Raw genomic sequence first — 24,626 nt, forward strand, 5'->3', positions numbered from 1 at the left:
CCGCAACCCCTGCCCCAGCCCGGCACATGGAAGGGCCGACGGCGGCACCTTCAGCGCCGCCGTCGGCCGTCCGTCATTCCGTGGTTGAGGACGTCCTGGGCATCCTGACCGGCACCTTCGCGGCGTCGCTGGGGCTGTTCCTGCTCAAGTCGAGCGGGGCCGTGACGGGCGGCACCGCCGGCCTCGCACTGCTGCTCAGCTATTCGGTCGCACTGCCGTTTGGCGTCATCTTCTTCGCAGTGAACCTGCCGTTCTTCGCCCTGGCGGTGTGGAAGAAGGGCTGGAACTTCGCCCTCCGCACCGGCGCCGCGATCTCCCTGGTGTCCGTGATGGCCAGCCTGCACCCGGCGGCCCTGGGGTCCCTGCACATTGACCCCGTGTATGGCGTGCTGGGCGGAAACCTGCTCGCCGGCGTCGGCCTCCTGATCCTGTTCCGGCACCAGTCAAGCCTGGGCGGCTTCAACATCCTGGCCCTGCTGCTGCAGGAAAAGCTGAAATGGCGCGCAGGGTACGTGCAGATGGTGCTGGACGTGGCCATCGTCCTGGCGGCCCTGGCACTCGTTCCGCCCCTGATGGTGCTGCTGTCCGCGGCCGGCGCCACCCTCCTGAACCTGGTCCTCGCCCTGAACCACCGGCCGGGCCGGTACCTGGGAAAGTAGGCGGCTCACCGGCTTTTTATTCCCTGCAGGCCGCTGAAATATCTGCGCGGGGACCTGCGTTGCCGCCCATATGACAACAATCGGAATCATCGGTGCAGGACATATTGGCAGCCAGGTTGCACGGAAGGCCGTGGAGCTGGGCTACGACGTAGTCATCAGCAACTCCCGTGGGCCCGAAACCCTCCAGGAGCTGGTTTCGGAACTTGGCCCCAGGGCGCGGGCCGCCACGCCGGCTGAAGCAGCAGCGGCCGGCGACTTCGCCGTGGTCACGGTGCCGCTGAAGAACTACAAGGACATCCCGGTGGAGCCGCTGGCCGGCAAGATTGTGATCGATACCAACAACTACTACTGGGAGCGGGACGGCAGGATCCCCGCCCTGGACAACGGCGAAGCCACCACCTCCGGTCTGCTGCAGGAGCACCTCCCGCAGTCAAAGGTGGCCAAGGGCTTCAACCACATCATGGCAAAGGACATCACCACGGACGGAACTCCGGACGGCACGGAAAACCGGCGCGCCCTGGCCACCGCCAGCGACTACCAGGAAGCCGCGGACCTGGTGACCCGGCTGTACGACGAATTCGGTTTCGACACGGTTAACGTGGGGCCGCTGTCCGAGAGCTGGCGCGTGGAGCGGGACCGTCCTGCCTACGTGAAGAGGCAGAACGCCGTTGAGCTGAAGGACAACCTGGAAAAGGCTGCGCGGACTGTCTGATTCGTCCCGTTCGACAACTGGCTGGCAGTGCCTACTGCCAGCCAGTTCTGTGTTTAACGTTTAACGGTTCCAGGCCGGTACCAGCACCACTTCGAACGGGCTGGGCGGCTGGTTGAACTGGGCGTTGACCGCGGCGAGCGTATTCCCGAACAAGGCGACCGTTGTAGGCACATTGAAGTCGCTGCTCTTGATCGTGTCCCGTACCTCACCGGAAGCCAGGTCGCCGGAGAGGTCGATGCGCGCTATCTGGTTCAGCTGGTTCTGGACGGCCCAAAGGTTGTCGCCGCGTACCAGGATGCCGTCAACATAAGGAACCTTGACGCCCTTGATCGCAGCGCTCTCCCCGGTCCTGGGGTCCACCGTGTAGAGGGCTCCGTTGAGGGAGTGGGCCACGATGAGCATTTTGCCGTCCCGCACGGCCGCAATGCCGTTGAGGTTGAACCCCTGTTTGACGTCCGCCGCCGGGCCACTGAGCTTGAGGGTCTTCACTTTGCCCAGTTCCCCGTCCCCGCCGACCGGCAGGAAGTAGAGCTCCGCGGCGGCTGAGTTGGTGAACCAGGCCCCGTCACTGGTGAGGGTGACGTCGTTGATGAACCCCTGGGCCAGGCGGATATCGGCAACCGGCTTGCCCGTGTCGGTGTTGTAGACGAATGCCTTGCCGGTGTTGGCGCCCGCCACAAACAGCAGGTGGTGGCAGGTATCGGCCTTCATCCCGGCGGCGGCGCGGCCTGCCGGTGCATCGATGAAGCGGGTTGCCGTGCCCTTGCGGATGTCGCCGCGGAAAATATCGCCCGTGGTGAGTTCCCCTGCATAGAAAGTCCTGCCCTCCCCTGCCGCGATGCCTTCGGCGGAGGTGGCGCCGTCGAGCACTATCTCCCCGGACGGTGGAGCAGCCGACGCCGGAAGGGCAGTGGGAAGAAGCAATGAAAAAGAGGCCACGAGCCCTGCGGCGGCACCGTGGCGTACTGGATGGCGCATGCTTGTTCCTTAGTCTGGGTCGATGCGCGCGGGGCCCATCTGCGGAAGCTCCGCACGATTGGTGCTGCCAGTTTAAGCGCATGTATTGGGCTTGCGAAGGCATCGGCCTACCCAATCTGCTTACAATCGAAACCTCTGACCACTACTGAGGGACCCATGAAGAAATTCGCCACAGCCCTGTTTGCCGCCGGCCTCGTTGCCTCCGCCACGGCCTGCTCCGCCACGCACCAACTGTCCACCGCTGAAACCTGCGAGCGGATCCAGGCCGTTGTGTCGAACCCCGCCAACAACGCCGGCAAGACGGGGATGAACAACCTCGCCAACCAGATCCGACCCATCCACGCCGTTGCCTCGGACGATCTCAAGCCCGCCCTGGCCTCGATCCTGGCGTACACGGACGAGCAGGCCAAGGAAAACCCGGACAAGGACAAGCTGGCCGATCTACAGTCGGGCTACCAGGAAGCCGGCAGCACCTACAGCAAGTTCTGCGGCCAGGCCGGCGGCTAGACAATCTTCTGAAGGGACCGGCCGCCTGCGGGACAGGCGGCCGGTCCTTTCTCTTTCTCCGGCCTATCTCTGTCTCCGGCCTAGAGCGTGGCCGGATCCGTGTTGGCGCCGCAAAGGATGACGGCAACGCGTTCGTCCTTTCCGGGCACGTAGGCGCCGGAGGCGAGCGCGGCGTAGGCGGCTGCGGCACCGTGCTCCACCACGATCCGGTAGTCGTTCCACAGCGCGGAGCGGGCGGCGATGATCTGTTCATCGGAGACCAGGACGCTCCCGACGCCGCAGCGGACCGCGACGGAGAAGCCGATGTCGCCTATGCGGCGGGCACCCAGGGAGTCCGCGGCGACGCCCGATACCGGGACGTCCACCGGTTCCCCTGCCGCCAGGGCGGCGTGGAGGGTGGGCGCAGTTTCCGGTTCCACAGCCACCACTTTGGCCAAGCCTTCGACGGCGGCGGCTACTCCCGCCATCAGGCCGCCACCGCCCACGGCCACCAGGACGGTGTCCACGTCCGGCACCTGTTCCAGCAATTCGGAGCCCACCGTCCCGGCGCCGGCGGCAATTTCCGGCTGGTCGTAGGCATGGCAGTAGATGGCGCCGGTCTTCTCTGCGTGCGCAATGGCGGCCTGGTAGGCGGCCGCGTACTCTGAACCGCCCTGGACCACGGTGGCACCGATGGCCCTGAGCTTGCCGACTTTGACGGCCGGTGCCGCTTCAGGAACGAAGACCGTTGCAGGCACCCCGAGCTGGGCCGCCGCATAGGCGTTGGCCAGGCCCGCGTTCCCGCCGGATGCAACAACCACCCCCACGTCCGCCTGCAGTTCACCCCGTTCCTTGCTGGCCAGGATCCGGTTCAGCGCGCCCCGGGCCTTGAACGTGCCCGTGTGCTGCATGAATTCGCATTTGAACCAAACCGGGCCGGCGGCGGTGCCCGCATCCGCCTGCAGGACGGGCGTCCTGCGGACAAGGCCCGCTGTCCGCTGCGCGGCCTGGTCGATGTCAGCGCGGGTGATCATTGTCAGACTTCGTCATCCCAGGCGCCCGGCTCCGCCAGCGCCTCTTCGGGCTTCTGTTCCGGGTCGGCCTCTTCGCCGCCCACATACGATGCCGGGACCGTTCCGGCAGCATGGCCCTGCTGTTCCTCGCGGATGTTGGATGCTCCCGGCTGTTCCAGGTGCTGGCCGGACTGCGGGGCCTTGGTGACGTCGTCCTTGGTTTCGTCCTTGGCCCCGTCCGGGTCGCCCGGCCCGCGGAGGTCTGCGGTGTTCTGGGGATCGTCGCTGGAAACGGTCATGGTCCTGCCTTTCACCTGGGAACTGCTGTACCGGCCGGGGAACCCCCGACCGGCTTCCAGCCTACGGTCTGGAGGTAGTCGCCGGCCCGTTCCCGCGCGATTTCCAGCAGTGTTGAGTGGAAGGCAACCTCCGCCGTCGTATCCTGCTGTGGGTGGTGGCCGGCCTGGCCATCCTGGGTGTGATTGCCCTCGTTGCCGGCGGCATGTTCAACCAGGCGGCCGCCACGGACCCGGAGCCGACCATGACCGCTGTCCAGATCATCCCGCTGGTGATCCTCGTGGTGATGTTCGTCGTCGCCACCAAATGGCCGCTGAACATCGGGGTGATGGGACTCGTCGCGTCATTCGGCGTCGGCTATTTCATGCTCGGGATGTCTGACAAGCAGATCCTCGAGGAGTTCCCGGCCACCATCGTCCTCACCATCATCGGCGTCACCTACTTCTTCAGCATGGCCCAGCGCAACGGCACCATCGAGATCATCGTCAAGGGATGTGTGCGGATTGTCCGCGGCAAGACGATGCTGCTGCCGTGGGTGTTCTTCCTGGTCGCCGCCGCGCTGACCTCGCTCGGAACGTTCTCCCCGGCCGCCATCGCGCTGCTGGCACCGGCCGCGATCGGGTTCGCTTACGAATCGCGCATCCACCCCGTGGTCATGGGCGCCTTCATCATCAACGGCGCACACGCCGGCGGATTCTCCCCGCTGTCAGTGGCCGGCGTGCTGGTCCACAACATCGCACTGAAGAACGACTTCCCGATTTCCCAGGGCGGCCTGTTCATTGCCAGCTTCGCCCTGAACCTCATCCTCTCGGTGCTGACCATCGTCCTGTTCGCCCTGATCGGCAAACTGCGCGACGGTGCCAGCGGGCTGCACGTGGACATCGACACTTCCTCCGCCGGACGCCCGCACGGCCAGCAGATTCTGACGCTGGCGCTGATCGCGGCAATGCTGGTGTGCACCCTCGGCTTCCACATGCCCATCGGCTTCGTGGCCCTCTCCGCCGGCCTCCTGCTCGCGTTCATCAACATCAAGGAACACAAGACCTTCATCGGCGGCATCTCCTGGTCCACCGTCCTGCTGGTGGCAGGCATGATCACGTACGTATCCCTGCTGGAGCACGTGGGCGTCATCGACACGCTTGCCGAGCACGCCCTGGCCCTGGGGGCTCCGCTGCTGATCGCCCTGGTCCTCTGCTACGTGATCGGTGTCGGCTCGGCCTTCGCGTCCTCCACCGCCCTGCTGACCGCTTTCATCCCGCTGGCCGGCCCACTCCTGGCCACCAGCTCGCTCAGCGCCTCCGGAACCGTGGCCGCGCTGGCCATCGCAGCCACCGTCGTCGACGTATCCCCCTTCTCCACGGACGGAGCACTCGTAGTGGCCAACGCCCGCGACGACGACCGGCAGCGCGTCTACAAGCAGCTGATGTTCTACGCAGGCGGCGTGGTGCTGGTGGCACCGGCACTGGCGTGGGCCCTGCTGGTACCCACCGGCATCATGTAGGTCCTTTTCCACCATCAGGCGGCCCGTCAGCATCTAGCGGCCCGCTTTGCTGTTCACTTCCTTGACCTGCCGCCCCGGACTCTGTCCCCCAGCTGTGAATTGCAGCTCACCCGGGACGTTGCGCCCTCCCCCGGCGTTGAACAAGGCGGCGGGAGGAGGCCGGATGATCATTGTGCTGACGGGTATCGACGGATCAGGGAAGTCGACGGCGGCCCGCGCCTTGGCGTCGTCGGTGCGGGCGGAGGGCGGCCGTGCGCTGCTCCTGAGCAACCACGCGGGCCGGCGGGTCATGTCCGTGCTGTCCGCCAGGCTGGGAGTGCGCCTGCCCGCCAAACTGGCCGACGCCGTCGAAACCGCCCTCCGGGTGGGCAACGTACTGGTATCGCACCTGCGCGCCAGCCGGTTCGACGGCCTGGTAATCATGGACCGGCACCTCCACTGCCAGCTGGCACTGCGGACTGCCAACGGATTGCCACGCGGCCGGTTCCTTCCGTGGCTGCTGGCCCGCCTGCCGGAACCGGACGCCATCTTCCATCTGGACATCGACCCCGTCGAGGCGCACCACCGCATCATTGTCCGGGGCACTGACTCAGAGAGCCTTGATGACCTCGCCGCATTCCAGTCGGGATACCGGGACCTGCCGGAGTACGCGCGCTTCGTGAAGCTGGACGCCTCCGTCCCAGCACAGCAGTTGATAGCCGAGTTGCGCTCACGACTGGACGGGGTCGCAGTCACAAACACTATTTAACATTCCACATAGCGGAATTTGGTTTTCCTCTTGCGGAATTAGTGTGACGAGGATTACGTTGGAAACGGCCCCGAAAACGGGCTGTTCCCGATTGATAGGCAAAGGTCAATGAAGATCCCAAACCCTGAGGCACTGAAGGCGAGTTCGGTGCCCGCGAAGAGGAAGCCGCTGTACAAGTCGCTCTTCTTCCAGATTCTGATCGCCGTCGTGGCAGGTGTCCTCATCGGGCATTTCTGGCCGGACCTTGGATCACAACTGAGGCCGCTCGGAGATGGCTTCATCAAACTCATCAAAATGATCATCGCGCCGCTGATCTTCCTGGTGATCGTTACCGGAATTTCAGCCGTAGGCGACGTCAAGGCGGTCGGAAGGGTTGGGGTAAAGGCCCTGCTCTACTTCACGGGAGCAACCCTGTTCGCCCTGGTCTTCGGACTCATTGTGGGAAACATCGTCCAGCCCGGAGCCGGCCTGAACATCGACCCGTCGACGCTCTCCCAGGCAGACCTGGACGCAAAGACCGGGTCCGCGGCACCCAAGGATGCAGCGTCCTTCATTCTGGACATCATCCCGGCCAGCGTCATCGGCGCATTTGCCAGCAACAGCCTCCTGCAAGTGCTCTTCTTCTCAGTGTTTTTTGGTGCTGCCATCGTAGTGATCGGGCGTGAAAAGTGCCTGCCGGTCATCAACGTCATGGAAACCATCCTGGAACTGATCTTCAAGATCATGGCATGGATCATGAAGGTCGCCCCACTGGGCGCCTTCGGCGCCATGGCATTCATCATCGGCCAGTACGGGCTGGATACCCTGAGCACCTACGCGGTCCTGATCGCAGCCTGCTACGGCGCCGCTTTGGTCTTCATCGGCCTGCTGTTCGTCGTGGCCTGGGGGTTTGCCCGGGTGCCGCTCTGGCAGTTCCTGAAGTACACGCGGGAGGAGTTCCTCCTGGCCCTGGGCACCGCATCAACCGAAGCGGTGATGCCCAGGATCATGACCAAACTGACCAACGCGGGCTGTTCCCGTGCCACCACCGGCCTTGTGGTGCCCACCGGTTACTCCTTCAACCTCGATGGCGCCGCGATCTACCTTTCGATCTCCCTGCTGTTCCTGGCCCAGGCCTTCGGCCACCACCTTGACCTTGGCCAACAGCTGGCCGCCCTTGGCGTACTGCTGCTGACATCCAAGGGCATGGCGGGGGTTCCCGGCTCCTCATTCCTCGCGCTTTCCGCCACTGCTGCAGCACTGGGTATCTTCCCGGTGGCCGGCGTGGCACTGCTCCTTGGCGCAGACCGGCTCATGGACTCAATGCGCGTCGTAGTCAACCTGCTGGGCAACTGTGTTGCCACCTTCGTTGTCTCGAAGTGGGAAGGCCAGTTTGACCGCAGCGTCATGCTGCGCGCCTTCAAGGGTGAGATCACCAACCACGACTCCGCGATCCTGCTGGGCAAGGAAGAGGATTTTGAGGGGCAGGAGCTGCAGCGGCTTACAGCGGGACAGGACCCATCACCGAAGTTCCGGGGCGCACCAACACGGGAGGTCGTCTCCGAGTTGCCGGAAAACACAAGCGCCAGCGTCGGCTTGAGCGGCAAAGCCAAGTAGGGCGCCGGGCAACGAGAGAACGGGGCGGGCCAGGACAATCATTGTCCTGGCCCGCCCCGTTTCAATATTGCGGAGTTGGTGCCGCTACCGCGACGCCGTTGGGGAGGCCGACGACGAGGAACCGCTGCCCGAGGTCATCGTCGCCGACGAGGTGGACGAGGCAGTGGACGACGCCGAGCTGCCCGGCGATGACGTGCCGGAAGAACCGGACGAGCTGGTGGAGGTGGGGCTGGACATTGCGCCGCCTTCGGCCTTCTTCAACACGTCGTTAATGAGCTCCTCAAGCTCCTTCTGGTCCTTGTCGCCCAGATCGGTGCCGCCCTTGGTGGCAACCACCAACAGGCGCCCCTGGGCAGCGGAAACCTGCATCAGCTTCTGCTGGTTGTCGCCGCTGCGGGTGCTGACGGTTGCGAAGGTCTCATCAGCGTCAGTGTCCGCCTTCAGCTCCTGGCTGGAAACGTCGTACTTCTGGCCAAGGGCGGAGACCGAGAATTTGGCGCACTGGTTCATCTTGCCGCTGATGTCACTCAGTGTCTTGACGGCGTCGGGGCCCTGGCTGCCGGACTGTGCTGACAGCGTGCGCGGCTGGTTGCCCTCGGAAAGCGCCACGGCTACGTCGCCGCTTTCCACCTTGTCCAGCAAGCCGGCGGTGGCGATGTCCTTGCAGTCCTTGGGGTCAATGGTTGCCGTGCTCATGAGCAGGTTGGCAATGTTTCCGCCCTGGTCAACCTGCTCCTTGGAGTACAGCTTGAGTTCGTTGCCGTCAGCGTCCTTCATGCCCGAAATGAGGTCGCGGAGCTCGTCCTCCGAGTACACCTTGGCGTTGGCGGTTTGGCTGGCAGAGGCGAATGCCGACGTTGTTGCCGTGCCTGACGGGCTGGCAGTTCCGCCGCCTCCTCCCGAACAGCCGGCCAAGGCCAGCATCGCCGCAGTTACCACTCCAAGCGCAGAAACTTTTCGCATCAGGGTTAACCTCCGAAATAGACAGCATGCTTAGTAGTTTCAAGCGTAAAGGGTGAAAGGCGGGACGCAAATAACGGAACGGTCTCAAAACCGGCGGGATTGACGAGCGCCGGGAGGACGCCAAGTGTCAGGCCGGTGGGTGGCCCGGCTCCTGGAGCTGCGGGTGCCGCCATGCTCCGCTGGCCTTCGCCTGGTGGCCGAGGCTTCGCGAGATGGCCCGCGCGGCGGCCCTGACCAGCGGCACCAGATCATGCGCCGGCGTCTGGGCATCCGGGACCACAATGGACAATGCAGCCACTACATCGCCGGCAGCCCCATGAATGGGTGCGGCGACGGAGACAGTGCGGGAGGGATGGTCCCGCCGAACCACTGCGACGCCGGATTGCCTTACGTTTGCCAGGACACCGCGAAGCCGGGCCGCCGGGAGACTCCCGGCATCCGAAACACTGCCCGGCACCCCTGGGGGCGCCGGCTGCGAAAGCAGTTCCTGCAGCAGCTCCGGAGCGGCGTGGGCCAGCAGGACCTGCCCGACGGCGGTGGTCCCCAGCGGCATGCGTCCGCCAACCCGGTAGGCCACCTCCGTCGCGGTCCGGGAAGAGAGCCGATCGATCAGGACCGCGTCCGTGCCTTCGCGGACGGCAAGCAGCACGTGATGCCGGGTGACCTCGTACAGATCCTCAAGGTAAGGCAGGGCGATTTGCCGCACCCCGTGGCCCCGCGGCGAGAGCGAGGCAATTTCCCAGAGGCGCACACCCACCACGTAGCGGCCGTCCTCGAGGCGTTCCAGCGCGCCCCACTCCGTCAGGTGCCGCACCAGCCGCAGGGCCGTGGCAGGGGCAAGTCCGGCCTGGCGGGACAGTTCGGACAGATTCAGGGCACGGCGCTGTTCCGTAAACTGGGCAAGCAGGCTCAGAGCCCGCACCAGTACGGGCGTGCCCGGAAGACCGGTGGCGGCCTCTGTGGGCGCGGCGGCTGCCGTCCTGCCCGCTCCCGCCATCTCCGCCTCCATCCGTTGCATCCTTCAAGCCTGGGCGGTGTGGGCCCCGCCACAAAGAGGCTTTTCACCCAGTGAAAAGACCGTTCGCAGGGCTGCTGCAGCAGGCCAAGCTGATGGACGTCCCGCAGGCATACAGCCAGCGTCCCTTGACCCGATTGGAATCAATGATGAACTCCAATGCCCCCAGCAAATCCCTGGCCAGTATCTTCGTGCTGTGCTGGCTTGGCCTGCTCGCCGACGGCTACGACCTCTACGTCTACGGCGCCACCCTCCCCGCCCTGATCGGGCAGCCGCCCTTCAATGTCACGCCCGCCGCGGCAGGCGCGGTGGGCTCGTTGGCGCTGGTGGGGATGCTGCTCGGTTCACTCATCGTGGGTACGCTCACGGACCGGCTTGGCCGCCGCCGGATCTTTGTGTCCGCCCTGGCGTTGTTCTCGCTGGCCATGCTCGCCTGCGCCATGGCACCCAGCTGGGAGCTCTTCGCAGCGTTCCGCTTCATCGCCTGCTTCGGCGTGGGCGGCCTGCTGCCGACTGCGGTAGCCCTCACCAATGAATTCGCGCCGCGGGGGAAAAAGTCACTGGTCCTCGGTGCGGTGCTGACCGGGCCGGCAACGGGTACTGTTGCCGCTTCGCTGACGTCCCTCGCTGTCCTGGAGTCCAGTGGTTTCCGCCCGGTGTACGCGATCGGTGCCGCAGGGCTGCTGATCGTTCCCTTCGCCTGGTTCCTGCTGCCGGAGTCACCGTCGTTCCTGCGGACCCGGTCCCGCACCGCAGAGGCCGACAGCATCGAGGCCGCCTACGGGCTGCCCCGCACCACGGAAGTCCCGGCCACAGCCGTGCGGGTCTCTCCCACGCGCGCCCTCTTCGCCAACGGCACCGGCAAGACCACAGTCCTGCTGTGGGGCATCACTCTCCTGAGCCTGCTGACCATCTTTGGCGTCAGCACGTGGCTGCCGCAGATCATGCGCACTGCCGGGTTCGGCGTCGGATCCTCTGTGTCATTCCTGCTGGCCTACTCGGTGGGTGCCGTGGTCGGCACCGTCCTGGCATCTGTGGCCAGCCAGAAGTTCGGGCCCGGGCCGCTGGTGGTGGTGGGGTTCGCCAGTGCAGCGGCAGCCCTGCTCCTGATGTCCGCCAACCCGCCGGCCGCGCTCATGACGGTGCTCGCCGCCGTCGCAGGTTTCGGCGGCCTGGGCACGCAGAACATGATCAACGACTACATCGCCCAGTTCTACCCTGCCGCCACCCGCGCCACCGGCCTTGGCTGGGCACTTGCTGTGGGACGCATCGGAGCCATCGCAGGCCCAACCTACGGCGCACTGCTGGTGGGCTTAGGCGGCGGCGTCCCCGTAGCCGCCATTGCCTTCGCGGCGCCCGCCCTGCTGGGTGCGGTGCTCATGCTCGCACTGCGCACCAGGGCAGTGCGGCAGCCTGCCGCGCCCCGCGATGCGGAACTGGTGCGCTAACGCCCGGCCCGGCCCGGCAACAAAGGTGGCCGGGCGGCCCCCCGCGGCCCGCGCCTGTGGAATAATCCAAGCAGGTGGTCCGGACCGGACTTATCCAGCAGCAGGAGGGGCCTCAATTGTCCGCCACATCAAGGAGCACCGCCGGAGCGGCGGCCACGGCCATCAATAACACCCAGGTCCCCAAGCACGAGCAGCTGCGGTTGATCATACTCAAGCTCGCCAAAGAGGAACTGGAGCCCGGCGCCCGGCTTCCCAGCGAGCGGACGCTCATGGACTCCTACGGTGTCAGCCGCATTACAGTCCGCGCCGCCATCGGCCGCCTGGTCAACGAGGGGCACCTGGTCCGGGTTCCGGCGAAGGGTACTTTCGTGGCGGATTCCCCAGTGCAGTCAACACTCCACCTGGCCTCGTTCACGCAGGAAATGGAGGCGATGGGACACGTGCCCAGTACGGTGGTGCTGGTGGCCGAAGCGGGCGCTGCCCCCGCGGATACGGCAGAGGCGCTCAGCCTGCCGCCGGGCTCCGAGGCCATCCACTTGAAGCGCCTCCGCCTGGCAGACGGCCGGCCGGTCAGCGTGGATGACGCCTGGTACAACCCCGAACATGCCCGCGGCCTTCTGGACATCGACCTGACCGGCTCGGTTTACAAAGCCCTCGCCGCGCAGTTCGGGCACCAGATCGACAGGGCACGGCAGAGCGTGCGGTCCGAGGGCGCCCCCGCGGATGTGGGGGCGCTCCTCGGAACCGGCACGGGGGCGCCGGTGCTGGCCTTCGACCGGGTGTCCTATTCAGGCCCCCTTGCCATCGAACATTCACGTTCGTGGTACCGCTCCGACCGCTACTCGCTGAACATGGAAGTCCGGCTCTAGAAGCCAACCCCTAGTCCAGCGAGAACAGCTCCTGGCCGGCGGTGACCGTGCCGGCTCCAGTAAGCGTTGCCACGTCCGGCTTGGTATCGAGGACGACGACGGGACTCACCATCGAGTAACCTGCCGCAAGGGCGGCGGTGGGATCGACACGCATGACGGCAGCGCCGGCGTCGACAGTGTCGCCTTGGGCAATCAGAAGCTTAAAGCCTTCGCCTTTGAGCTTGACCGTATCGATGCCCACATGGGTGAGGACGCCGCGCCCCGAGGACTCAACCACAACAAAGGCGTGCGGCAGCAGCTTGACCACCTTTCCCGCTACGGGGGACACGACGTCGAACATCTCGCCCGCCGGCGGTTCCACTGCGGCCCCGGAACCCACCATCTGGCCGGCGAACACAGGGTCCGGGACTTCGGCAAGGCGAATTACGGTACCCGCGATGGGTGCCAGCACCACCAGGGACTGACCCACTAGAGGAGGTCCTCGATGTCTTCGGCCAGGTTGTCGGCCTCCGGGCCAACAATGACCTGGACAGCCGTGCCGGAGGTCAGCACGCCGTGGGCTCCGGCGGCCTTCAAGGAGGCCTCGTTCACGAGGGAACCATCTTTAACCTCCGTGCGAAGGCGGGTAATGCAGGCTTCAATCTCCACGATGTTGCCGGCGCCGCCCAGTCCTTCAATGATCTTTTCTGCTTTGGACATGGTTGCCCTTTCTGATGGTGCCCGCTGGGAGCACTGCTTCCTCACCGGGGCCGGCGGCCCAAGTGCGACCAATTATGGCTTCCACCACCGGCCTTTTGAATGGCCCGGCGGGATTTCCCATTGCCTTGACAGGTACTCGTGGGATGAATCACACTGAACTGGTCATAACCAGACAGTACCGGCTGGAACCCCTCCTTTACAAGCCCCACCCGAACCCGCAGAGGTGCAACCATGTCAACATCCGAGACCGCCGCCTTGGCTCCCGAAAAGAAGCCAAACAAGGCGTTTGCCACACTGCAGCGCCTGGGCCGCACCCTGATGCTGCCCATCGCCGTTCTTCCCGCCGCAGGCATCCTGCTGCGCATTGGCCAGGCCGACCTGCTTGGCGCCATTCCTGGATTCGAAGGCGGCGCCGCCGTCATCTCCGCAGCCGGCAATGCGGTCTTCACCTGGCTGCCGCTCATTTTTGCGGTGGGCATTGCCATCGGCTGGGCCAAGAAGGCTGATGGTTCCACTGCTTTGGCCGCCGTCGTTGGCTACATGGTGATCGACTGCGTCTTCAAGGCCATGTCCCCGCTGGTCCTGGCAGGACAGGTTGACCCGGCCGGCAAGCAGGCGATGATCAATTACGGCGTCTTGGCCGGCATTGTGGTGGGCCTGCTTTCCGCATCACTGTGGCAGCGCTTCTACCGCACAAAACTGCCGGACTTCCTTGGATTCTTCAGCGGCCGCCGCCTGGTGCCCATCCTGACCTCCGTTTCCAGCCTGGTAGCCGGCGTCGTCCTTGCCTTGGCCTACCCGCTCTTCAACGCCGGCCTTTCCGCGGTGGGCCAGGCCGTGGCCAGCAATGCTGTTGCCGGCGGCGGGATCTACGGCTTCGCCAACCGCATGTTGATCCCCGCGGGACTGCACCACATCCTGAACTCCGGCGTCTGGTTCCTCATCGGCGACTACACCGACGCCTCGGGCCACCTGGTCCGCGGTGACCTCAACCGCTTCTTCGCCGGAGACCCCAGCGCGGGCATCTTCATGACCGGCTTCTTCCCCATCATGATGTTCGGCCTGCCTGCAGCAGCGCTTGCCATCTGGCGCCACGCCAAGCCCTCGCAGAAGAAGATCGTCGGCGGCATCATGCTCTCCACCGCACTGACCGCCTTCTTCACCGGCATCACCGAACCGCTTGAGTACTCCTTCATGTTCGTGGCCTTCCCGCTCTACATCGTCCACGCCGTCCTGACCGGAACGTCCATGGCCCTGGTCAACGCGCTGGGAATCCATCACGGGTTCACATTCTCTGCAGGCCTGATCGACTTTGTCCTCAACTTCGGCAAATCACAGAACGGCTGGCTGCTCATCCCCATAGGACTTGGCTACGCGGCGATCTACTACTTCCTCTTCTCCTTCGTCATCAAGCGCTGGAATCTGCGCACCCCCGGCCGCGAGGACGACGAAGTCACCGTGGAGACCGACGCCGCCAAGTAGCGCCACCCCGTTTTCATCCCCATCTCCCGCAACTGCAACCGGAAGCACCCAGAGCGCATGGAAATCATCATCCTTCCCACCCCTGACGACGTGGCCCGCACGGCCGCTGATGCCATCGAGGACCAGGTCCGCCGCGGCCCGTCCGTCCTGGGACTGGCCACCGGGTCCACCCCGCTGGGCACCTACCAGGAACTTATCGAACGGCACCGCAGCGGCGGCCTGAGCTTCGCGCAGGCCCAGGCGTTCCTGCTGGACGAGTACGTGGGACTGCCTGCCGGGCATCCGCAGTCATACCACTCGGTCATCCGGGAGGAATTCACGACCAGCGTGGACTTCGGCGACGGCGCGGTCCGCGGACTGGACGGCATGGCCCGGGATCCGCAGGCGGAGGCCGCCGCTTACGAGGCCCGGATCGCCGCCGCGGGCGGCGTGGATATCCAGATTCTGGGCATCGGGACGGATGGCCATGTGGGCTTCAATGAACCCATGTCCTCGCTGGCCTCCCGTACGCGGATCAAGACGCTCACCCGGCAGACGCGCCTGGACAACGCCCGCTTCTTTGATGCACCGGAGGAGGTGCCGGACCATGTGCTGACCCAGGGCCTGGGAACCATCCGTGAGGCCCGGCACCTGCTGCTGCTGGCCACGGGGGAGGCCAAGGCAGAGGCTGTGGCTGCCGCCGTCGAAGGTCCCGTAGCGGCCATCTGCCCGGCGTCGGCCCTCCAGCTGCACCCGCACGTCTCGGTACTGGTGGACGAGGCCGCAGCCTCCCGGCTCGCCCACCGCGAGTATTACCACGACACCTTCGGCCGGAAGCCGGCATGGCAGGGACTCTGAGCGGCAGGCTTGTGTCCGTGGAAGGCACCGCGCCGCAGTTTGAGCTGGCCGTGGAGAATGCCGACGGCGTCCGGCTGGCCGCCGCCGTGGGCGCGGCCCGGGTTGAACTGTGCGCCGCCCTGGCGGAGACAGAGGGCGTCACGCCAAGCATCGGCACCATCGGGCAGGCGTGCGGCCTGGGCCTTCCCGTCCATGTCCTGGTGCGTCCGCGGCCGGGCAACTTCACCTATTCGCCCGGCGAGCTCGATGTCATTGAGCGCGATGCCGCTGCGGCTTTGGGTGCCGGAGCCGCGGGCGTGGTGGTTGGTGTCCTGGCATCCGACGGCGGCCCGGATGTCCAGGCAATCCGGCACATTGTGGCAGCAGCGCGGGCCGTGAGGCCGGATGCCGAAGTCACGTTCCACCGCGCGTTCGACGCAGCCCTGGCCGCCGGCCTGGACCCTGCCGGGGCGCTCTCCCGGCTGGAGCACGCAGGGGTGGACCGGGTCCTCACCAGTGGTGGGGCCCCCGACTGCGCCGCGGGGCTGGAGATGCTGCGCAGGATTGTGCGGCAGGGACGCCGGAGTGCTCCCTCGGTCCAGATCATGGCCGGTGGGGGTGTCACCCTGGCGCTGGTACCGTCGCTCCTTGAAGCGGGAGTCCATGCCGTGCACACGTCGGCGCGGCCCCGGCAAGGGGGCGGGGCGGGCGGGGACCGCGCCGGCGCCGCGGACCACGGACTGGCCGCCCGCATGGCTGCCGCCGTGGCGGCCGTGCCGCTGCCCCAACCGACGAACGAAGGACGGTAAACGATGGGCAAGGAACTGTTTCTTCGCGGCCGCATCGTCACCGCCTCGCTGGATATTGCGGACGGGGTGGTGGCGGCCGACGGCGGCCTGGTCACTTTCGCGGGCCCGGCGCAGGACTTCCCCGGGGTACTTCCGCCGGACGCACCCGGCGGACGCATCCTGGTGCCCGGACTGGTGGACGTGCACTGCCATGGCGCCTACGGTTCGGATTTCTCGGAGGGCGATCCCGACGGCGCCGAGCGGGCGGCACGCTACCTGCACAGCCGCGGGACCACCACGCTGCTGGCCAGCCTGGTTACCGGAGAGCCCGGGGACCTGGTCCGGAACCTGGAGATACTGCGGGAGCTGGCAGGCCTGGGGCTGATTGCCGGATCGCACCTGGAAGGTCCGTTCCTCTCAGGCCAGCAGTGTGGCGCGCACGATCCCGTCCTGCTCCTGGAACCGGATCCTGAGGTGGTGGCCCGCATGCTGGCCGCGGCAGGGCCAACCCTGGCCTCCATGACCTTGGCGGCCGAGCTGCCCGGCGCCTCCGAACTCGCCGCCCAGCTTGCGGCCCGCGGCATCATCCCATCCCTGGGCCACACCGCCGCGGACCATGCGACGGCGGCAGCCTTCCTGGCGCGCGCGGCCGCGGCTTTGGACTCGGCCGGCAATTCCACCGGCAGGAACCGCCCAACGGTAACCCACCTGTTCAATGCCATGCCTCCGCTTCACCACCGCTCCCCCGGGCCAGTATCGGCGAGCCTCAGCGCAGCCAAGGCCGGGCAGGCTGTGGTGGAGCTGATTGCCGATGGCGTGCATCTGGCACCGGAAACCGTGAAGTTGGTGTTTGACCTTGTGGGGCCGCACAACATCACGCTGGTGACCGATTCGATGGCCGCCACCGGGCTGGAGGACGGACAGTACAGGCTGGGGTCCCTCTCCGTCACAGTTGCCGGCGGCGTAGCCCGGGTTGACGCCACTGGCGCCATTGCCGGCGGCACCAGCACGTTGCTGGACGTCATCCGCTCCTGCGTTGCTGCCGGAGTTCCGTTGCGGGATGCCGTCACCTCCGCGTCGGCAGTCCCGGCATCGTTGCTGGGTCTCTCGGCGTATGCGGGCGACCTGCGCGCCGGAATGCAGGCCGACGTCGTCGTTCTTGACCAGGACCTGAACCTGAAGGCAGTGCTGCGAAGCGGCGAATGGGTCACCGCACCCGGCTGAGCTGCATTGCGGCGATGGGCGTCTGCTGCCGTGGCCTACCCACGACCTATTATTGTCAGTGCCTCGTAGGACGATGTTTTTATGGAAATCAGTACTGACCTGGCGGCGGTGATGGAGGGCGTTCGTGCCTCCGTTGCTGCGTTGGATGTACTGGTTCTGGAAGACGCTTCCCTCGATTCAGCTGGTTTGGGGGCCGTCGCAGGTGCCGCTGTTGATGTGTTGCAGCGGCGGTACGAGTTGTGTCTGGAGCGGTTGGCGGCCGTGTGGCGGTTGGAGGCTCAGCTCGCGGCGGTCAAAGCTCGTGATGCCGTGGAGTGCGTCGGTTTCCAGCAGGCACTCCTTGCCCCCGACGCCCCCGCCCAGGACCGCACCTACGCCGAGATGTCCGCGGTGGAGGAGATCGCCGGTGTCCTGACCGTCAGTTCCGCGGCCGCAGGCGGGTTGGTGGAACAATCCCGCCGGGTGTGTTCCCTGCCGCCGCTCCTGGGCGCCCTGTCAGCCGGTGACCTGTCGTGGCAGCATGCCAGGATTGTCGCCGACGAAACCGAAGGGCTCACCCCTGACGGGGCTGCTGCCTTGGTGGCGCACTTCTTCGACCCCGACGCCCCCAACCCCGCCCGCGGCGCCGCGCCCGGTGAACTCGTCCCCGCCCGGTTCCGCGCCAAGGTCCGCGCCTGGCGGGAACGCCACCACCCCGAAACCCTCGAAAAACGCCACGCCAAAGGCGTCGCGGACCGGCGGATGGAATACACCCCGGACCGCGACGGCATGGCCTGGCTCTCGCTCTACCTCCCCGGTGACACCGCCTGCGCCATCTGGAACCGCACCACCGCCACCGCCCGCGGCCTGCAGGGCCCTGACGAGCCCCGCACCCTCACCCAACTCCGCCCCGACATCGCAGCAGCACTCCTCCTCGGCACCGGAAACGCCACGGCCACCGGTGAGGCTGCTGTGGGTGGGGCTGCACGGGCTACTGGTGATGCTGCGGGAACGGGCGCAGGCAGCGTTTCCGGCATAGGGAGCACTGGTGGTGTTGGCAAGGTCCCCACCCCGCGGGCCGATGTCCTGGTCACCGTCCCGGTCTTCGCCCTGCTCGGACTCACCGATGAGCCGGCGGTGCTGGACGGCCTTGGCCCGATCCCGGCGTCGATGGCGCGGAGGCTTGTCGCGGACGGGGCGGAGTCGTTCTACCGCGTCCTGGTCGACCCCCGCGACGGGGCACCCCTGGAGATCGGACGCACCCGCTACCGGCTCCCCGAAACCATCAAACAATGGATCCGCATGCGGGACGGAAAATGCACCTTCCCCGGCTGCAGCAACCACACCCCCGACAACCACACCGACCATGGCACAGCCTGGGACCACGGCGGCAGAACAGACGTCCGGAACCTGGCGCAGCTTTGCCCCAAACATCACCGTTTGAAGCACGCCCGCGCCTGGAACCCGGATCCCGCGACGGAACACGGACCACCCGGCTGGACCTCACCCACAGGCCGCCACTACAACCCCGAACACCAAGACCCCCAACCAACCCACTGGCCGCCAGGCACCCTCCCGGGGCAACGAAGCCTCCTAGAGGAAGCGCTCCTGGAGCGCCTCGCCGTCTAAGACTGGCCACGTAGGTTGAGACTGACCGTCAGGCTGCGGCGGAGCAGCGGTTACGCATGCCTGGTTTACTGCCGACGCCCATGTGGCTATGCAGCCTCGGGCGCTCCCCCAAGGCGGCGACGAAGTGGAATCCGCAAGGCACGCTCCCTGGCGGCCAGGGCCCGGAGCCGGGGCACCACCCCCATGGCCAGGGGCGGTCCGTGCCCGGGTGCCAGCAACCGTGGGCCCAGCTCCGCCAGGCGCCTGGCTGATTCCATGGCCAGCTTCCAGTTCCACGTGGTGTACCAGGGAGGCCCGGACAGATCCTGTCTTCCCGGCAGGAGCCCGCGAATCGAGTTCAAGTTGACCGTCACAACAGCATCACCAGTGATCAGGACACCGTCGCGGGATCGCCAGTAGGCCACGTGTCCGGCGGTGTGGCCGGGCGTTGGGACGGCGACCCACTCGGGTAGACCTGGCATTTTTCCGTCCCGGGGCAGGCTCTGCACCACGTCGGTGATGTCGCCTGCGGCTTCAACCCGCCGGCGTGCACGGGCCGGCAGGGACCACAGGAACGGGGCGATGAGCCACCGGTCCAACGGCATGGAGAACTCAGGGATGTACCGCCCGGCAGCCATGGGCAATTCAGCCTGGTGGACGAACACCGGGATGTCCCACCGCCGTGCCAGGGCCCCGGCAGCGCCCGAGTGGTCGGGATGGATGTGCGTCAGGAAGATGGCTGCGGGCGCAGTCCCGGATCCGAGCATGTCTTCCACAGCCTTGCGGACCGGCTCCGCACTGGCCGCCCATCCGCAGTCAACCATCACCCACGCGGAACCTGACCTCACAAGGTAGAGATTTGAGGCCATGGGCCCTGAACCGGTGGTCATGAGGACCACTCCGGAGGCAATCTCCCGTGGTTCTGAAATCCGCACCATCATGAATCACACCACTGGGTGGCGAAGCAAAGTGCGCAGCTTTTCCGGTGCGCTGCGTCGCGGATCGCCGAGGTAGATCTCATGGTGCCGCCCCCGGACCTTCAATCCGGCGGCCGTGATGGCCGCGTCCAGAAGGGCGATGGTCTGGCCTTCATCCGCGTAGGGACCGATATGGAGCGCCTGCGCGCAGCGGCCCTCTTCCCAACGCTCGAAGCGGACCAACTCCAAACCGGGAAGCCCTTTGGGACGGGATTCTTCCACGGCCCGCTCAAGAAGGGCTTCATCGATCGGTTCAGGCTGCACCATCATGGCCTGCCAGCGCCATGACTCCCGGGCAAAGCCCCCGAGTCCCGTGAAGCCTGCGCTCACGGCTTCCGTCGGCTCCGTGTGGTCCGGGTCCTCGAACCACCACAAGGCTTCGAGGGGCATCACTTTTGTCACCTCACCGGACTGCTTCTTAAGACCAAAGTGTGCCGCGTAGCTAACGGTAAACAACGCCTGCACCGCCCCGGCGAATGCTGGCCCATCAGGGTCCCCTTGACCCTGGACGACAGCAAAGAGCAGCGGAGGAACGTCCACGAAGTCGACAGTTCCTTTGCGGGTTTTGTAGAGAGACGCAATGTCCTGCCGGAGGTCACTCACCGTACACGCAGCCAACCCATGGAGCCAGTTTTCCCCGGCGTGACAGCAGCCAGTAGGGCCGAATGTCCTTACTACCCGTCCGCCCGCACTACCCGTCGGCCCCGGGCAGGCACACTTCTACGGTGTCCCCGGTGACGCGCGTTTCGAAGACCGGCTGCCTGGACGTGGCGGGACCGGCCTTCACTTCACCCGTGCGCAGTGCGAACGTGCTCCGGTGCCAGGGGCAGACCACGCATGCGTCCCCGCCGACGTCCTTGATCTTGCCTTCGTGAAGCGGTCCGGAAAGGTGGCTGCAGACATCGGACAGCACATTGATGGTGGTGCCCTCGCGGTGGACCAGCAGCGGAATACCGGCCGCGACGCGCTTATGGAGGCCGCCCTCCGGCAGTTCAGCCAGCGGGGACAGCGGATGCCAGCCGGACGGAAAACGGTGCGGAATCTCCTCGCTGTGGTTGACCCCTGCGGCTTGGCGGTAGGTCAGGTGCCCGCCAAGGAACCCGCCGGCGCCCACGGTGGCGAGCCCCAGGTACGCAAGCACCTTGCCGCCGCCCTGGCCGCCCCTGGCCCGCTGGACGAGTGATGCAATGTAGAGGCCGGTTGCCGTGACGTTGGCCGCCGCGTGCACCAGGCCCACCCGCTGCTGCTGCGGGTGCAGCTGCGACCAGTCCATGAGCCCGGCCAGCGCGGACGGAAGCACGCTTGCGGTGCCCACACCGATCAACAACCTGGCAGCTTTTTCGCCACCGGGAACGGCATCGAGCACGCCCGCCGAGACCCAGGCGCCAATCGGCACCTGGACAGCGAGGGGGTGGACCGGGTGGCCGATGGGGACGCCGTGCAGGATGTCCCGGGCCCACTGGGGCTTGATGACTTTCTTGACGGCTTTCCGGACAGTCCTGGCCAACGGGTCAAGCCATTCGGCATCTTCGAAACGGGTGACAAGCTCAAGTGCGGGCAACGGTTTCATGTGTCCTCCCTTACCCCAATCGCCGCAATCCACTCATCACAGAACACCCTGTCCAGGAGACCCGTTTATTGGGCAGGCTGCCTCCGGCGCCGTCAGCGCAGGGGTGACCCCACAACGGCAAACCGGTGGCCTCCCATCTCCCCTGAGAGCAGCGGCATCGCCTCGGCGATTGCGGCGCGCGTGCTGGCCAGTTCCAGCGACGCCTGGTGCGCTTCCGCGGATTCCCAGAGTTCGGAAACAAAGACGGTGTCCGGCAGGTCATCGTTGATGCCCACCTCATAGAGAAGGCAGCCGGCTTCCTTCATCCCGGGCTTAGGCCGGAGCAGGATGGCCACGAGGGCGTCGCGCTGGCCTGGCTTGGTTCCAAGAAGTCCCACATTGGCAAACGTCATGGGGACATTGTGCAGCATGGGGCTGAAGGAGGTGGTGAACCTACGGGACCACCGCCGGCGCGGCGGGCTCCGCAGGGACGCCGCCTGACACGGCGCTTTGGTGGGCAGGCCCGACGGCGGAGCGCGGCGCTTCCTCTTGCGGCACCTTGGTGGGGGCTGGCTGCCCGGCCGCTTCCGCCGTCGTACCTTCACCGGCAAATGCACGCAACATGGCGGCGCGGTCGAACTGCCCTTCCCACTTGGCCACGACAAAGGTGGCCACGCAGTTTCCCAGCAGGTTCACCACGACGCGCATGGAGTCCATCAGCCGGTCGGCGCCCAGCAGCAGCGCGACGCCGGCCACCGGGAAGATGCCCAGCGCCCCGGCAGTGGCGGACAGGGCCAGGAAGGCGGAACCGGGAACGCCCGCCATGCCCTTGGATGTCAGCATCAGGACTCCCAGGGCCGCCAACTGCTGGCCCAGGTCCAGGTTGTAGCCAAATGCCTGCGCCAGGAAAAGCAGCGAGATGGAGAGGTACAGGGCGGCCCCGTCAAGGTTGAAGGAGTAGCCGGTGGGAACCACCAGCCCGGTGGTGGCACGCGAGCAGCCGGCGTTGGTCAGCTTGGTCATGATCCGGGGCAGTACGGACTCCGTGGACGCCGTCCCCAGCGCCAGGAGGAACTCCTCGCGCGTATATTTCATGAACTGCCACAGCGGCACCCGCGGGTAGGCCCACGCCACCATGAACAGCAGCCCGATGAATGCCACCGCGGCGCCGTAGCAGGCCGCAATCAGCACAGCGTACGTCCCCAGGGAATCGAGGCCGTACTGGCCGATGATGAAGGCCATGGCACCGAAGGCACCCACCGGCGCTGCCCGCATCACCCAGGCCATGATCTTGAAGAACAGTTCCAGCACCGTTTCCATCAGGGTGATCACCGGCAGGCAGCGTTCACGTCCGACGACGACGATCGCCGCCCCGAAGAACACGGAGAAGCACAGGACCTGCAGGAGGTTGTTGCCGGCGAAGGCGCCAATGACGCTGGTGGGGATGATGCCCAGCAGGAAGGCTCCGGCATCCTTGGGCGGGGCGGTGGCGGTTTTGGCATTGAGGGCATCCTGGGACAGGGTTGCGGGGTCGATGTTGAGCCCGGCTCCCGGCTGCACCAGGTTCCCCACCACCAGCCCGAAGACCAGCGCGAACAGGGTGGCACCCGTGAAGTAGGCCAGGGCCTTGATACCCACCCGGCCCACGGCCTTCACGTCGCTGACCGCGGCGATGCCGGTGACGATGACCAGGAAAATCAGCGGCGCGATGATCATCTTGATCAGCTGGATGAAGCCGTCGCCCAGCGGACGGAGCCCTGCGCCGAGGTCCGGCCAGAAGTGGCCCACCAGGATACCCGCCACCACCGCCGCGAGGATCTGGACGAAGAGGGACCTGTACAGCGGTTTCGTGCGTGGCGCGGATGCCGGAACTTGCGGCTGCGGTGCGGGCGCGGTGGTCTTCATGCGGGGTGCCTGTTCGTTAGGGAGGACGCCATCCAGGAGGACGCCTGCTTCGGACGGCGGCGCCATCGGACGCCGCAGGATCACCCCAACGGTAGGAAACGGATGTTTCCGGAAAGATAAATCCGTAATGCGGAACAATTAAAGATGAAGCGTGCTATCCAGGGGACGTGTGCGCTGTTGCGGCGCAATGCCCGCTCACTCCGCGGCACCCAGGCTTCCGGCATGCACGACGGCGCCACTCGCCGTCGTGTCTTCCTTCAGCATCCAGCCCACCCGCTTGACGGTGCGCAGCATCACCGCACTTTCCACGATCTCGATGCCCGGCACCTTCTGCTGCAGCGCCAGTTCGGCGGACATGACATCCGCCAGCGTGTGGAGCCACATGATGATGACAAAGTTGGTGGGCCCGGTGGTGGAGGCACTCAACCGGACATTGCTGATGGTGCGGATCCCGGCGGCAGCCGCCTCATGCTGGCCTGCTGGTACGTTGACAAACCACTGGCAGGTCACCGGAAACGACGAATACCGCTGGGCGATCTCGCAGCGGAACGACAGGATGCCGCTTGCCAGCACGCGGTTCAACTGACGCTGCACGGTTGCCGGGTGCCGTCCGAGGGAGCGGGCCATCCCAGCCGCCGTCGCGCGGCCGTCCCTGGCAAGGAACGGCAGCAGGTCGAGGTGGCTCTGCGGAAGGTGGCCGGGCCGAGCGGAATCCGGAACAGCCGGGGAGCCAAGCGTGCGCAGCGTGGCCAACTGTGAACGGCTCAGGACATTCAACCGCCAGTCGTCGCCACTGCTGTGCAGCCGGGTGCACAGGGCCACCTGGTATTTTGTGAGCCCCTCAACCGCTTTGAGGCGGGTAATGATCTTGTCGCTGAACTCCTCCAGTGAACGTGTGATGACGGTCAGCATCAGGTCGCGGTTGCTGGCCGCCTCCTCCACCGTCACGATCTCGGGAACAGCAGCCAGTTCCGCCGTGACACTGTCCCGGCGGTTCATCTCGCAGTCCACCGCCACGTAGGCCAGGAGCATCTGCTTCGGGTCACCCGCCAGGTGCGCCGTCACCCACGCCGCCCCGCTTTCCGTAAGGCGCTCCCAGCGGGCCGCCAGCGTGGTGGCATGCTCGTCCAGTACCTTGGCAGCGTCCGTCCACCCCAGGCGCGGCGCGGCCTGCAGGACCTGGATCAGGGCAAGGTCATCCTCACTGAGCTCCATCGGACCACCTTTCTTTGATGCGCGAATTCCGCCCGCAAACGGCATTCCACGAATAATTCCAGCGCTTTCGTCTGATGTGAACCACGCCACTTCAGAATA

At 66.1% G+C, this 24,626-nt stretch carries 26 protein-coding genes; 13 read left to right on the top strand and 13 right to left on the bottom strand.

Going from position 1 to position 24,626, the window contains the following annotated elements:
• Positions 1 to 26 precede the first annotated feature (26 nt).
• Together LDO86_RS17625 and LDO86_RS17630 are read left to right on the top strand one after the other, a co-directional pair.
• Positions 27 to 659, top strand: a complete 633-nt coding sequence (locus LDO86_RS17625) for a YitT family protein (protein WP_018770708.1) — start codon at positions 27 to 29, stop codon at positions 657 to 659.
• A 70-nt stretch (positions 660 to 729) separates the two neighbouring features.
• Entirely contained in the window at positions 730 to 1,371 is a 642-nt protein-coding gene (locus LDO86_RS17630) for an NAD(P)-binding domain-containing protein (protein ID WP_018770709.1), read from the top strand.
• Positions 1,372 to 1,431: 60 nt separating this feature from the next.
• On the opposite strand, the gene LDO86_RS17635 is transcribed toward LDO86_RS17630, so the two are convergent.
• On the bottom strand, positions 1,432 to 2,349 hold the full coding sequence (locus LDO86_RS17635) for an SMP-30/gluconolactonase/LRE family protein (protein WP_018770710.1): 918 nt from the start codon (positions 2,347 to 2,349) through the stop codon (positions 1,432 to 1,434).
• A 156-nt stretch (positions 2,350 to 2,505) separates the two neighbouring features.
• Here LDO86_RS17635 and LDO86_RS17640 point away from each other — a divergent pair, with 156 nt between their 5' ends.
• Complete coding sequence (locus LDO86_RS17640; RefSeq protein ID WP_018770711.1) at positions 2,506 to 2,856, top strand: hypothetical protein; 351 nt, start codon at positions 2,506 to 2,508, stop codon at positions 2,854 to 2,856.
• A gap of 80 nt (positions 2,857 to 2,936) precedes the next feature.
• Here LDO86_RS17640 and LDO86_RS17645 read toward each other — a convergent pair whose 3' ends face one another.
• Together LDO86_RS17645 and LDO86_RS17650 are read right to left on the bottom strand one after the other, a co-directional pair.
• Positions 2,937 to 3,869: a threonine/serine dehydratase gene (locus LDO86_RS17645; protein ID WP_018770712.1), complete on the bottom strand. Its 933-nt coding sequence runs from the start codon at positions 3,867 to 3,869 to the stop codon at positions 2,937 to 2,939.
• Positions 3,870 to 3,871: 2 nt separating this feature from the next.
• The gene (locus LDO86_RS17650) at positions 3,872 to 4,147 is read right to left on the bottom strand and encodes a hypothetical protein (RefSeq protein WP_018770713.1); all 276 of its coding nucleotides are present in this window, start codon (positions 4,145 to 4,147) and stop codon (positions 3,872 to 3,874) included.
• A 116-nt stretch (positions 4,148 to 4,263) separates the two neighbouring features.
• On the opposite strand from LDO86_RS17650, the gene LDO86_RS17655 reads away from it, so the two are divergent.
• The 3 genes from LDO86_RS17655 (at position 4,264) to LDO86_RS17665 (ending at position 7,990) form a co-directional block, all read left to right on the top strand.
• Positions 4,264 to 5,646 (top strand): SLC13 family permease, encoded by a 1,383-nt coding sequence (locus tag LDO86_RS17655; protein WP_018770714.1) that lies wholly within the window; start codon positions 4,264 to 4,266, stop codon positions 5,644 to 5,646.
• Positions 5,647 to 5,809: 163 nt separating this feature from the next.
• Positions 5,810 to 6,394 (top strand): AAA family ATPase, encoded by a 585-nt coding sequence (locus tag LDO86_RS17660; RefSeq protein ID WP_018770715.1) that lies wholly within the window; start codon positions 5,810 to 5,812, stop codon positions 6,392 to 6,394.
• A gap of 108 nt (positions 6,395 to 6,502) precedes the next feature.
• Complete coding sequence (locus LDO86_RS17665) at positions 6,503 to 7,990, top strand: C4-dicarboxylate transporter DctA (protein ID WP_018770716.1); 1,488 nt, start codon at positions 6,503 to 6,505, stop codon at positions 7,988 to 7,990.
• An 84-nt stretch (positions 7,991 to 8,074) separates the two neighbouring features.
• Here the strand turns inward: LDO86_RS17665 and LDO86_RS17670 are convergent, their stop codons facing one another.
• A complete protein-coding gene (locus LDO86_RS17670; RefSeq protein WP_224084127.1) occupies positions 8,075 to 8,953 on the bottom strand; it encodes a hypothetical protein in 879 nt (292 codons plus the stop codon).
• A gap of 127 nt (positions 8,954 to 9,080) precedes the next feature.
• Positions 9,081 to 9,950, bottom strand: coding sequence for an IclR family transcriptional regulator (locus LDO86_RS17675; RefSeq protein WP_155845610.1), 870 nt, complete (start codon positions 9,948 to 9,950; stop codon positions 9,081 to 9,083).
• Positions 9,951 to 10,021: 71 nt separating this feature from the next.
• Between LDO86_RS17675 and LDO86_RS17680 the strand changes: the two genes are divergently transcribed.
• Both LDO86_RS17680 and LDO86_RS17685 read left to right on the top strand, forming a co-directional pair.
• The gene (locus tag LDO86_RS17680) at positions 10,022 to 11,416 is read left to right on the top strand and encodes an MFS transporter (RefSeq protein ID WP_224084128.1); all 1,395 of its coding nucleotides are present in this window, start codon (positions 10,022 to 10,024) and stop codon (positions 11,414 to 11,416) included.
• Between the two features lie 116 nt (positions 11,417 to 11,532).
• A complete protein-coding gene (locus LDO86_RS17685; protein WP_018770720.1) occupies positions 11,533 to 12,285 on the top strand; it encodes a GntR family transcriptional regulator in 753 nt (250 codons plus the stop codon).
• 10 nt (positions 12,286 to 12,295) lie between these two features.
• Here LDO86_RS17685 and LDO86_RS17690 read toward each other — a convergent pair whose 3' ends face one another.
• Both LDO86_RS17690 and LDO86_RS17695 read right to left on the bottom strand, forming a co-directional pair.
• Entirely contained in the window at positions 12,296 to 12,754 is a 459-nt protein-coding gene (locus tag LDO86_RS17690; protein ID WP_018770721.1) for a glucose PTS transporter subunit IIA, read from the bottom strand.
• A complete protein-coding gene (locus LDO86_RS17695; RefSeq protein WP_018770722.1) occupies positions 12,754 to 12,984 on the bottom strand; it encodes a PTS glucose/sucrose transporter subunit IIB in 231 nt (76 codons plus the stop codon). The genes LDO86_RS17690 and LDO86_RS17695 overlap by 1 nt, the downstream gene beginning before the upstream one ends.
• 231 nt (positions 12,985 to 13,215) lie before the next feature.
• On the opposite strand from LDO86_RS17695, the gene LDO86_RS17700 reads away from it, so the two are divergent.
• The 5 genes from LDO86_RS17700 to LDO86_RS17720 all read left to right on the top strand — a co-directional run bounded on the left by LDO86_RS17700 (position 13,216) and on the right by LDO86_RS17720 (position 18,902).
• On the top strand, positions 13,216 to 14,466 hold the full coding sequence (locus LDO86_RS17700) for a PTS transporter subunit EIIC (protein ID WP_224084129.1): 1,251 nt from the start codon (positions 13,216 to 13,218) through the stop codon (positions 14,464 to 14,466).
• 57 nt (positions 14,467 to 14,523) lie between these two features.
• Complete coding sequence (nagB, locus tag LDO86_RS17705; RefSeq protein WP_018770724.1) at positions 14,524 to 15,303, top strand: glucosamine-6-phosphate deaminase; 780 nt, start codon at positions 14,524 to 14,526, stop codon at positions 15,301 to 15,303.
• A complete protein-coding gene (locus tag LDO86_RS17710) occupies positions 15,288 to 16,091 on the top strand; it encodes a copper homeostasis protein CutC (protein ID WP_018770725.1) in 804 nt (267 codons plus the stop codon). The genes nagB and LDO86_RS17710 overlap by 16 nt, the downstream gene beginning before the upstream one ends.
• Positions 16,092 to 16,094: 3 nt before the next feature.
• Positions 16,095 to 17,294 carry an amidohydrolase family protein gene (locus LDO86_RS17715; protein WP_018770726.1) on the top strand — a complete coding sequence of 400 codons (1,200 nt, stop codon included), beginning with the start codon at positions 16,095 to 16,097 and terminating at the stop codon, positions 17,292 to 17,294.
• Between the two features lie 81 nt (positions 17,295 to 17,375).
• Entirely contained in the window at positions 17,376 to 18,902 is a 1,527-nt protein-coding gene (locus LDO86_RS17720; protein WP_223992797.1) for an HNH endonuclease signature motif containing protein, read from the top strand.
• Between the two features lie 86 nt (positions 18,903 to 18,988).
• Here LDO86_RS17720 and LDO86_RS17725 read toward each other — a convergent pair whose 3' ends face one another.
• From LDO86_RS17725 to LDO86_RS17750, 6 genes are all read right to left on the bottom strand, one after another.
• A complete protein-coding gene (locus tag LDO86_RS17725; protein WP_018771738.1) occupies positions 18,989 to 19,822 on the bottom strand; it encodes an MBL fold metallo-hydrolase in 834 nt (277 codons plus the stop codon).
• A gap of 3 nt (positions 19,823 to 19,825) precedes the next feature.
• Positions 19,826 to 20,398 (bottom strand): GyrI-like domain-containing protein, encoded by a 573-nt coding sequence (locus LDO86_RS17730; RefSeq protein ID WP_018771739.1) that lies wholly within the window; start codon positions 20,396 to 20,398, stop codon positions 19,826 to 19,828.
• Between the two features lie 151 nt (positions 20,399 to 20,549).
• A complete protein-coding gene (locus LDO86_RS17735) occupies positions 20,550 to 21,428 on the bottom strand; it encodes a Rieske 2Fe-2S domain-containing protein (RefSeq protein WP_223992801.1) in 879 nt (292 codons plus the stop codon).
• Positions 21,429 to 21,520: 92 nt separating this feature from the next.
• On the bottom strand, positions 21,521 to 21,820 hold the full coding sequence (locus LDO86_RS17740) for a putative quinol monooxygenase (RefSeq protein ID WP_026266145.1): 300 nt from the start codon (positions 21,818 to 21,820) through the stop codon (positions 21,521 to 21,523).
• Between the two features lie 40 nt (positions 21,821 to 21,860).
• A complete protein-coding gene (locus LDO86_RS17745) occupies positions 21,861 to 23,312 on the bottom strand; it encodes a cation:dicarboxylase symporter family transporter (protein WP_043425556.1) in 1,452 nt (483 codons plus the stop codon).
• A gap of 195 nt (positions 23,313 to 23,507) precedes the next feature.
• A complete protein-coding gene (locus tag LDO86_RS17750) occupies positions 23,508 to 24,527 on the bottom strand; it encodes an Lrp/AsnC family transcriptional regulator (protein ID WP_018771743.1) in 1,020 nt (339 codons plus the stop codon).
• Between the last annotated feature and the right edge of the window lie 99 nt (positions 24,528 to 24,626).

The sequence above is a fragment of the Arthrobacter sp. StoSoilB19 genome (assembly GCF_019977275.1).
GTDB lineage: Bacteria > Actinomycetota > Actinomycetes > Actinomycetales > Micrococcaceae > Arthrobacter.

What these genes read in the sequence shown, in the direction of transcription:
- LDO86_RS17625 (WP_018770708.1), top strand. Translation starts at nt 27, where the DNA reads ATGGAAGGGCCGACGGCGGCACCTTCAGCGCCGCCGTCGGCCGTCCGT.
- LDO86_RS17630 (WP_018770709.1), top strand. Translation starts at nt 730, where the DNA reads ATGACAACAATCGGAATCATCGGTGCAGGACATATTGGCAGCCAGGTT.
- LDO86_RS17635 (WP_018770710.1), bottom strand. Translation starts at nt 2,349, where the DNA reads ATGCGCCATCCAGTACGCCACGGTGCCGCCGCAGGGCTCGTGGCCTCT.
- LDO86_RS17640 (WP_018770711.1), top strand. Translation starts at nt 2,506, where the DNA reads ATGAAGAAATTCGCCACAGCCCTGTTTGCCGCCGGCCTCGTTGCCTCC.
- LDO86_RS17645 (WP_018770712.1), bottom strand. Translation starts at nt 3,869, where the DNA reads ATGATCACCCGCGCTGACATCGACCAGGCCGCGCAGCGGACAGCGGGC.
- LDO86_RS17650 (WP_018770713.1), bottom strand. Translation starts at nt 4,147, where the DNA reads ATGACCGTTTCCAGCGACGATCCCCAGAACACCGCAGACCTCCGCGGG.
- LDO86_RS17660 (WP_018770715.1), top strand. Translation starts at nt 5,810, where the DNA reads ATGATCATTGTGCTGACGGGTATCGACGGATCAGGGAAGTCGACGGCG.
- LDO86_RS17665 (WP_018770716.1), top strand. Translation starts at nt 6,503, where the DNA reads ATGAAGATCCCAAACCCTGAGGCACTGAAGGCGAGTTCGGTGCCCGCG.
- LDO86_RS17670 (WP_224084127.1), bottom strand. Translation starts at nt 8,953, where the DNA reads ATGCGAAAAGTTTCTGCGCTTGGAGTGGTAACTGCGGCGATGCTGGCC.
- LDO86_RS17675 (WP_155845610.1), bottom strand. Translation starts at nt 9,950, where the DNA reads ATGGCGGGAGCGGGCAGGACGGCAGCCGCCGCGCCCACAGAGGCCGCC.
- LDO86_RS17695 (WP_018770722.1), bottom strand. Translation starts at nt 12,984, where the DNA reads ATGTCCAAAGCAGAAAAGATCATTGAAGGACTGGGCGGCGCCGGCAAC.
- LDO86_RS17700 (WP_224084129.1), top strand. Translation starts at nt 13,216, where the DNA reads ATGTCAACATCCGAGACCGCCGCCTTGGCTCCCGAAAAGAAGCCAAAC.
- nagB (WP_018770724.1), top strand. Translation starts at nt 14,524, where the DNA reads ATGGAAATCATCATCCTTCCCACCCCTGACGACGTGGCCCGCACGGCC.
- LDO86_RS17710 (WP_018770725.1), top strand. Translation starts at nt 15,288, where the DNA reads ATGGCAGGGACTCTGAGCGGCAGGCTTGTGTCCGTGGAAGGCACCGCG.
- LDO86_RS17715 (WP_018770726.1), top strand. Translation starts at nt 16,095, where the DNA reads ATGGGCAAGGAACTGTTTCTTCGCGGCCGCATCGTCACCGCCTCGCTG.
- LDO86_RS17720 (WP_223992797.1), top strand. Translation starts at nt 17,376, where the DNA reads ATGGAAATCAGTACTGACCTGGCGGCGGTGATGGAGGGCGTTCGTGCC.
- LDO86_RS17725 (WP_018771738.1), bottom strand. Translation starts at nt 19,822, where the DNA reads ATGATGGTGCGGATTTCAGAACCACGGGAGATTGCCTCCGGAGTGGTC.
- LDO86_RS17735 (WP_223992801.1), bottom strand. Translation starts at nt 21,428, where the DNA reads ATGAAACCGTTGCCCGCACTTGAGCTTGTCACCCGTTTCGAAGATGCC.
- LDO86_RS17740 (WP_026266145.1), bottom strand. Translation starts at nt 21,820, where the DNA reads ATGACGTTTGCCAATGTGGGACTTCTTGGAACCAAGCCAGGCCAGCGC.
- LDO86_RS17745 (WP_043425556.1), bottom strand. Translation starts at nt 23,312, where the DNA reads ATGAAGACCACCGCGCCCGCACCGCAGCCGCAAGTTCCGGCATCCGCG.
- LDO86_RS17750 (WP_018771743.1), bottom strand. Translation starts at nt 24,527, where the DNA reads ATGGAGCTCAGTGAGGATGACCTTGCCCTGATCCAGGTCCTGCAGGCC.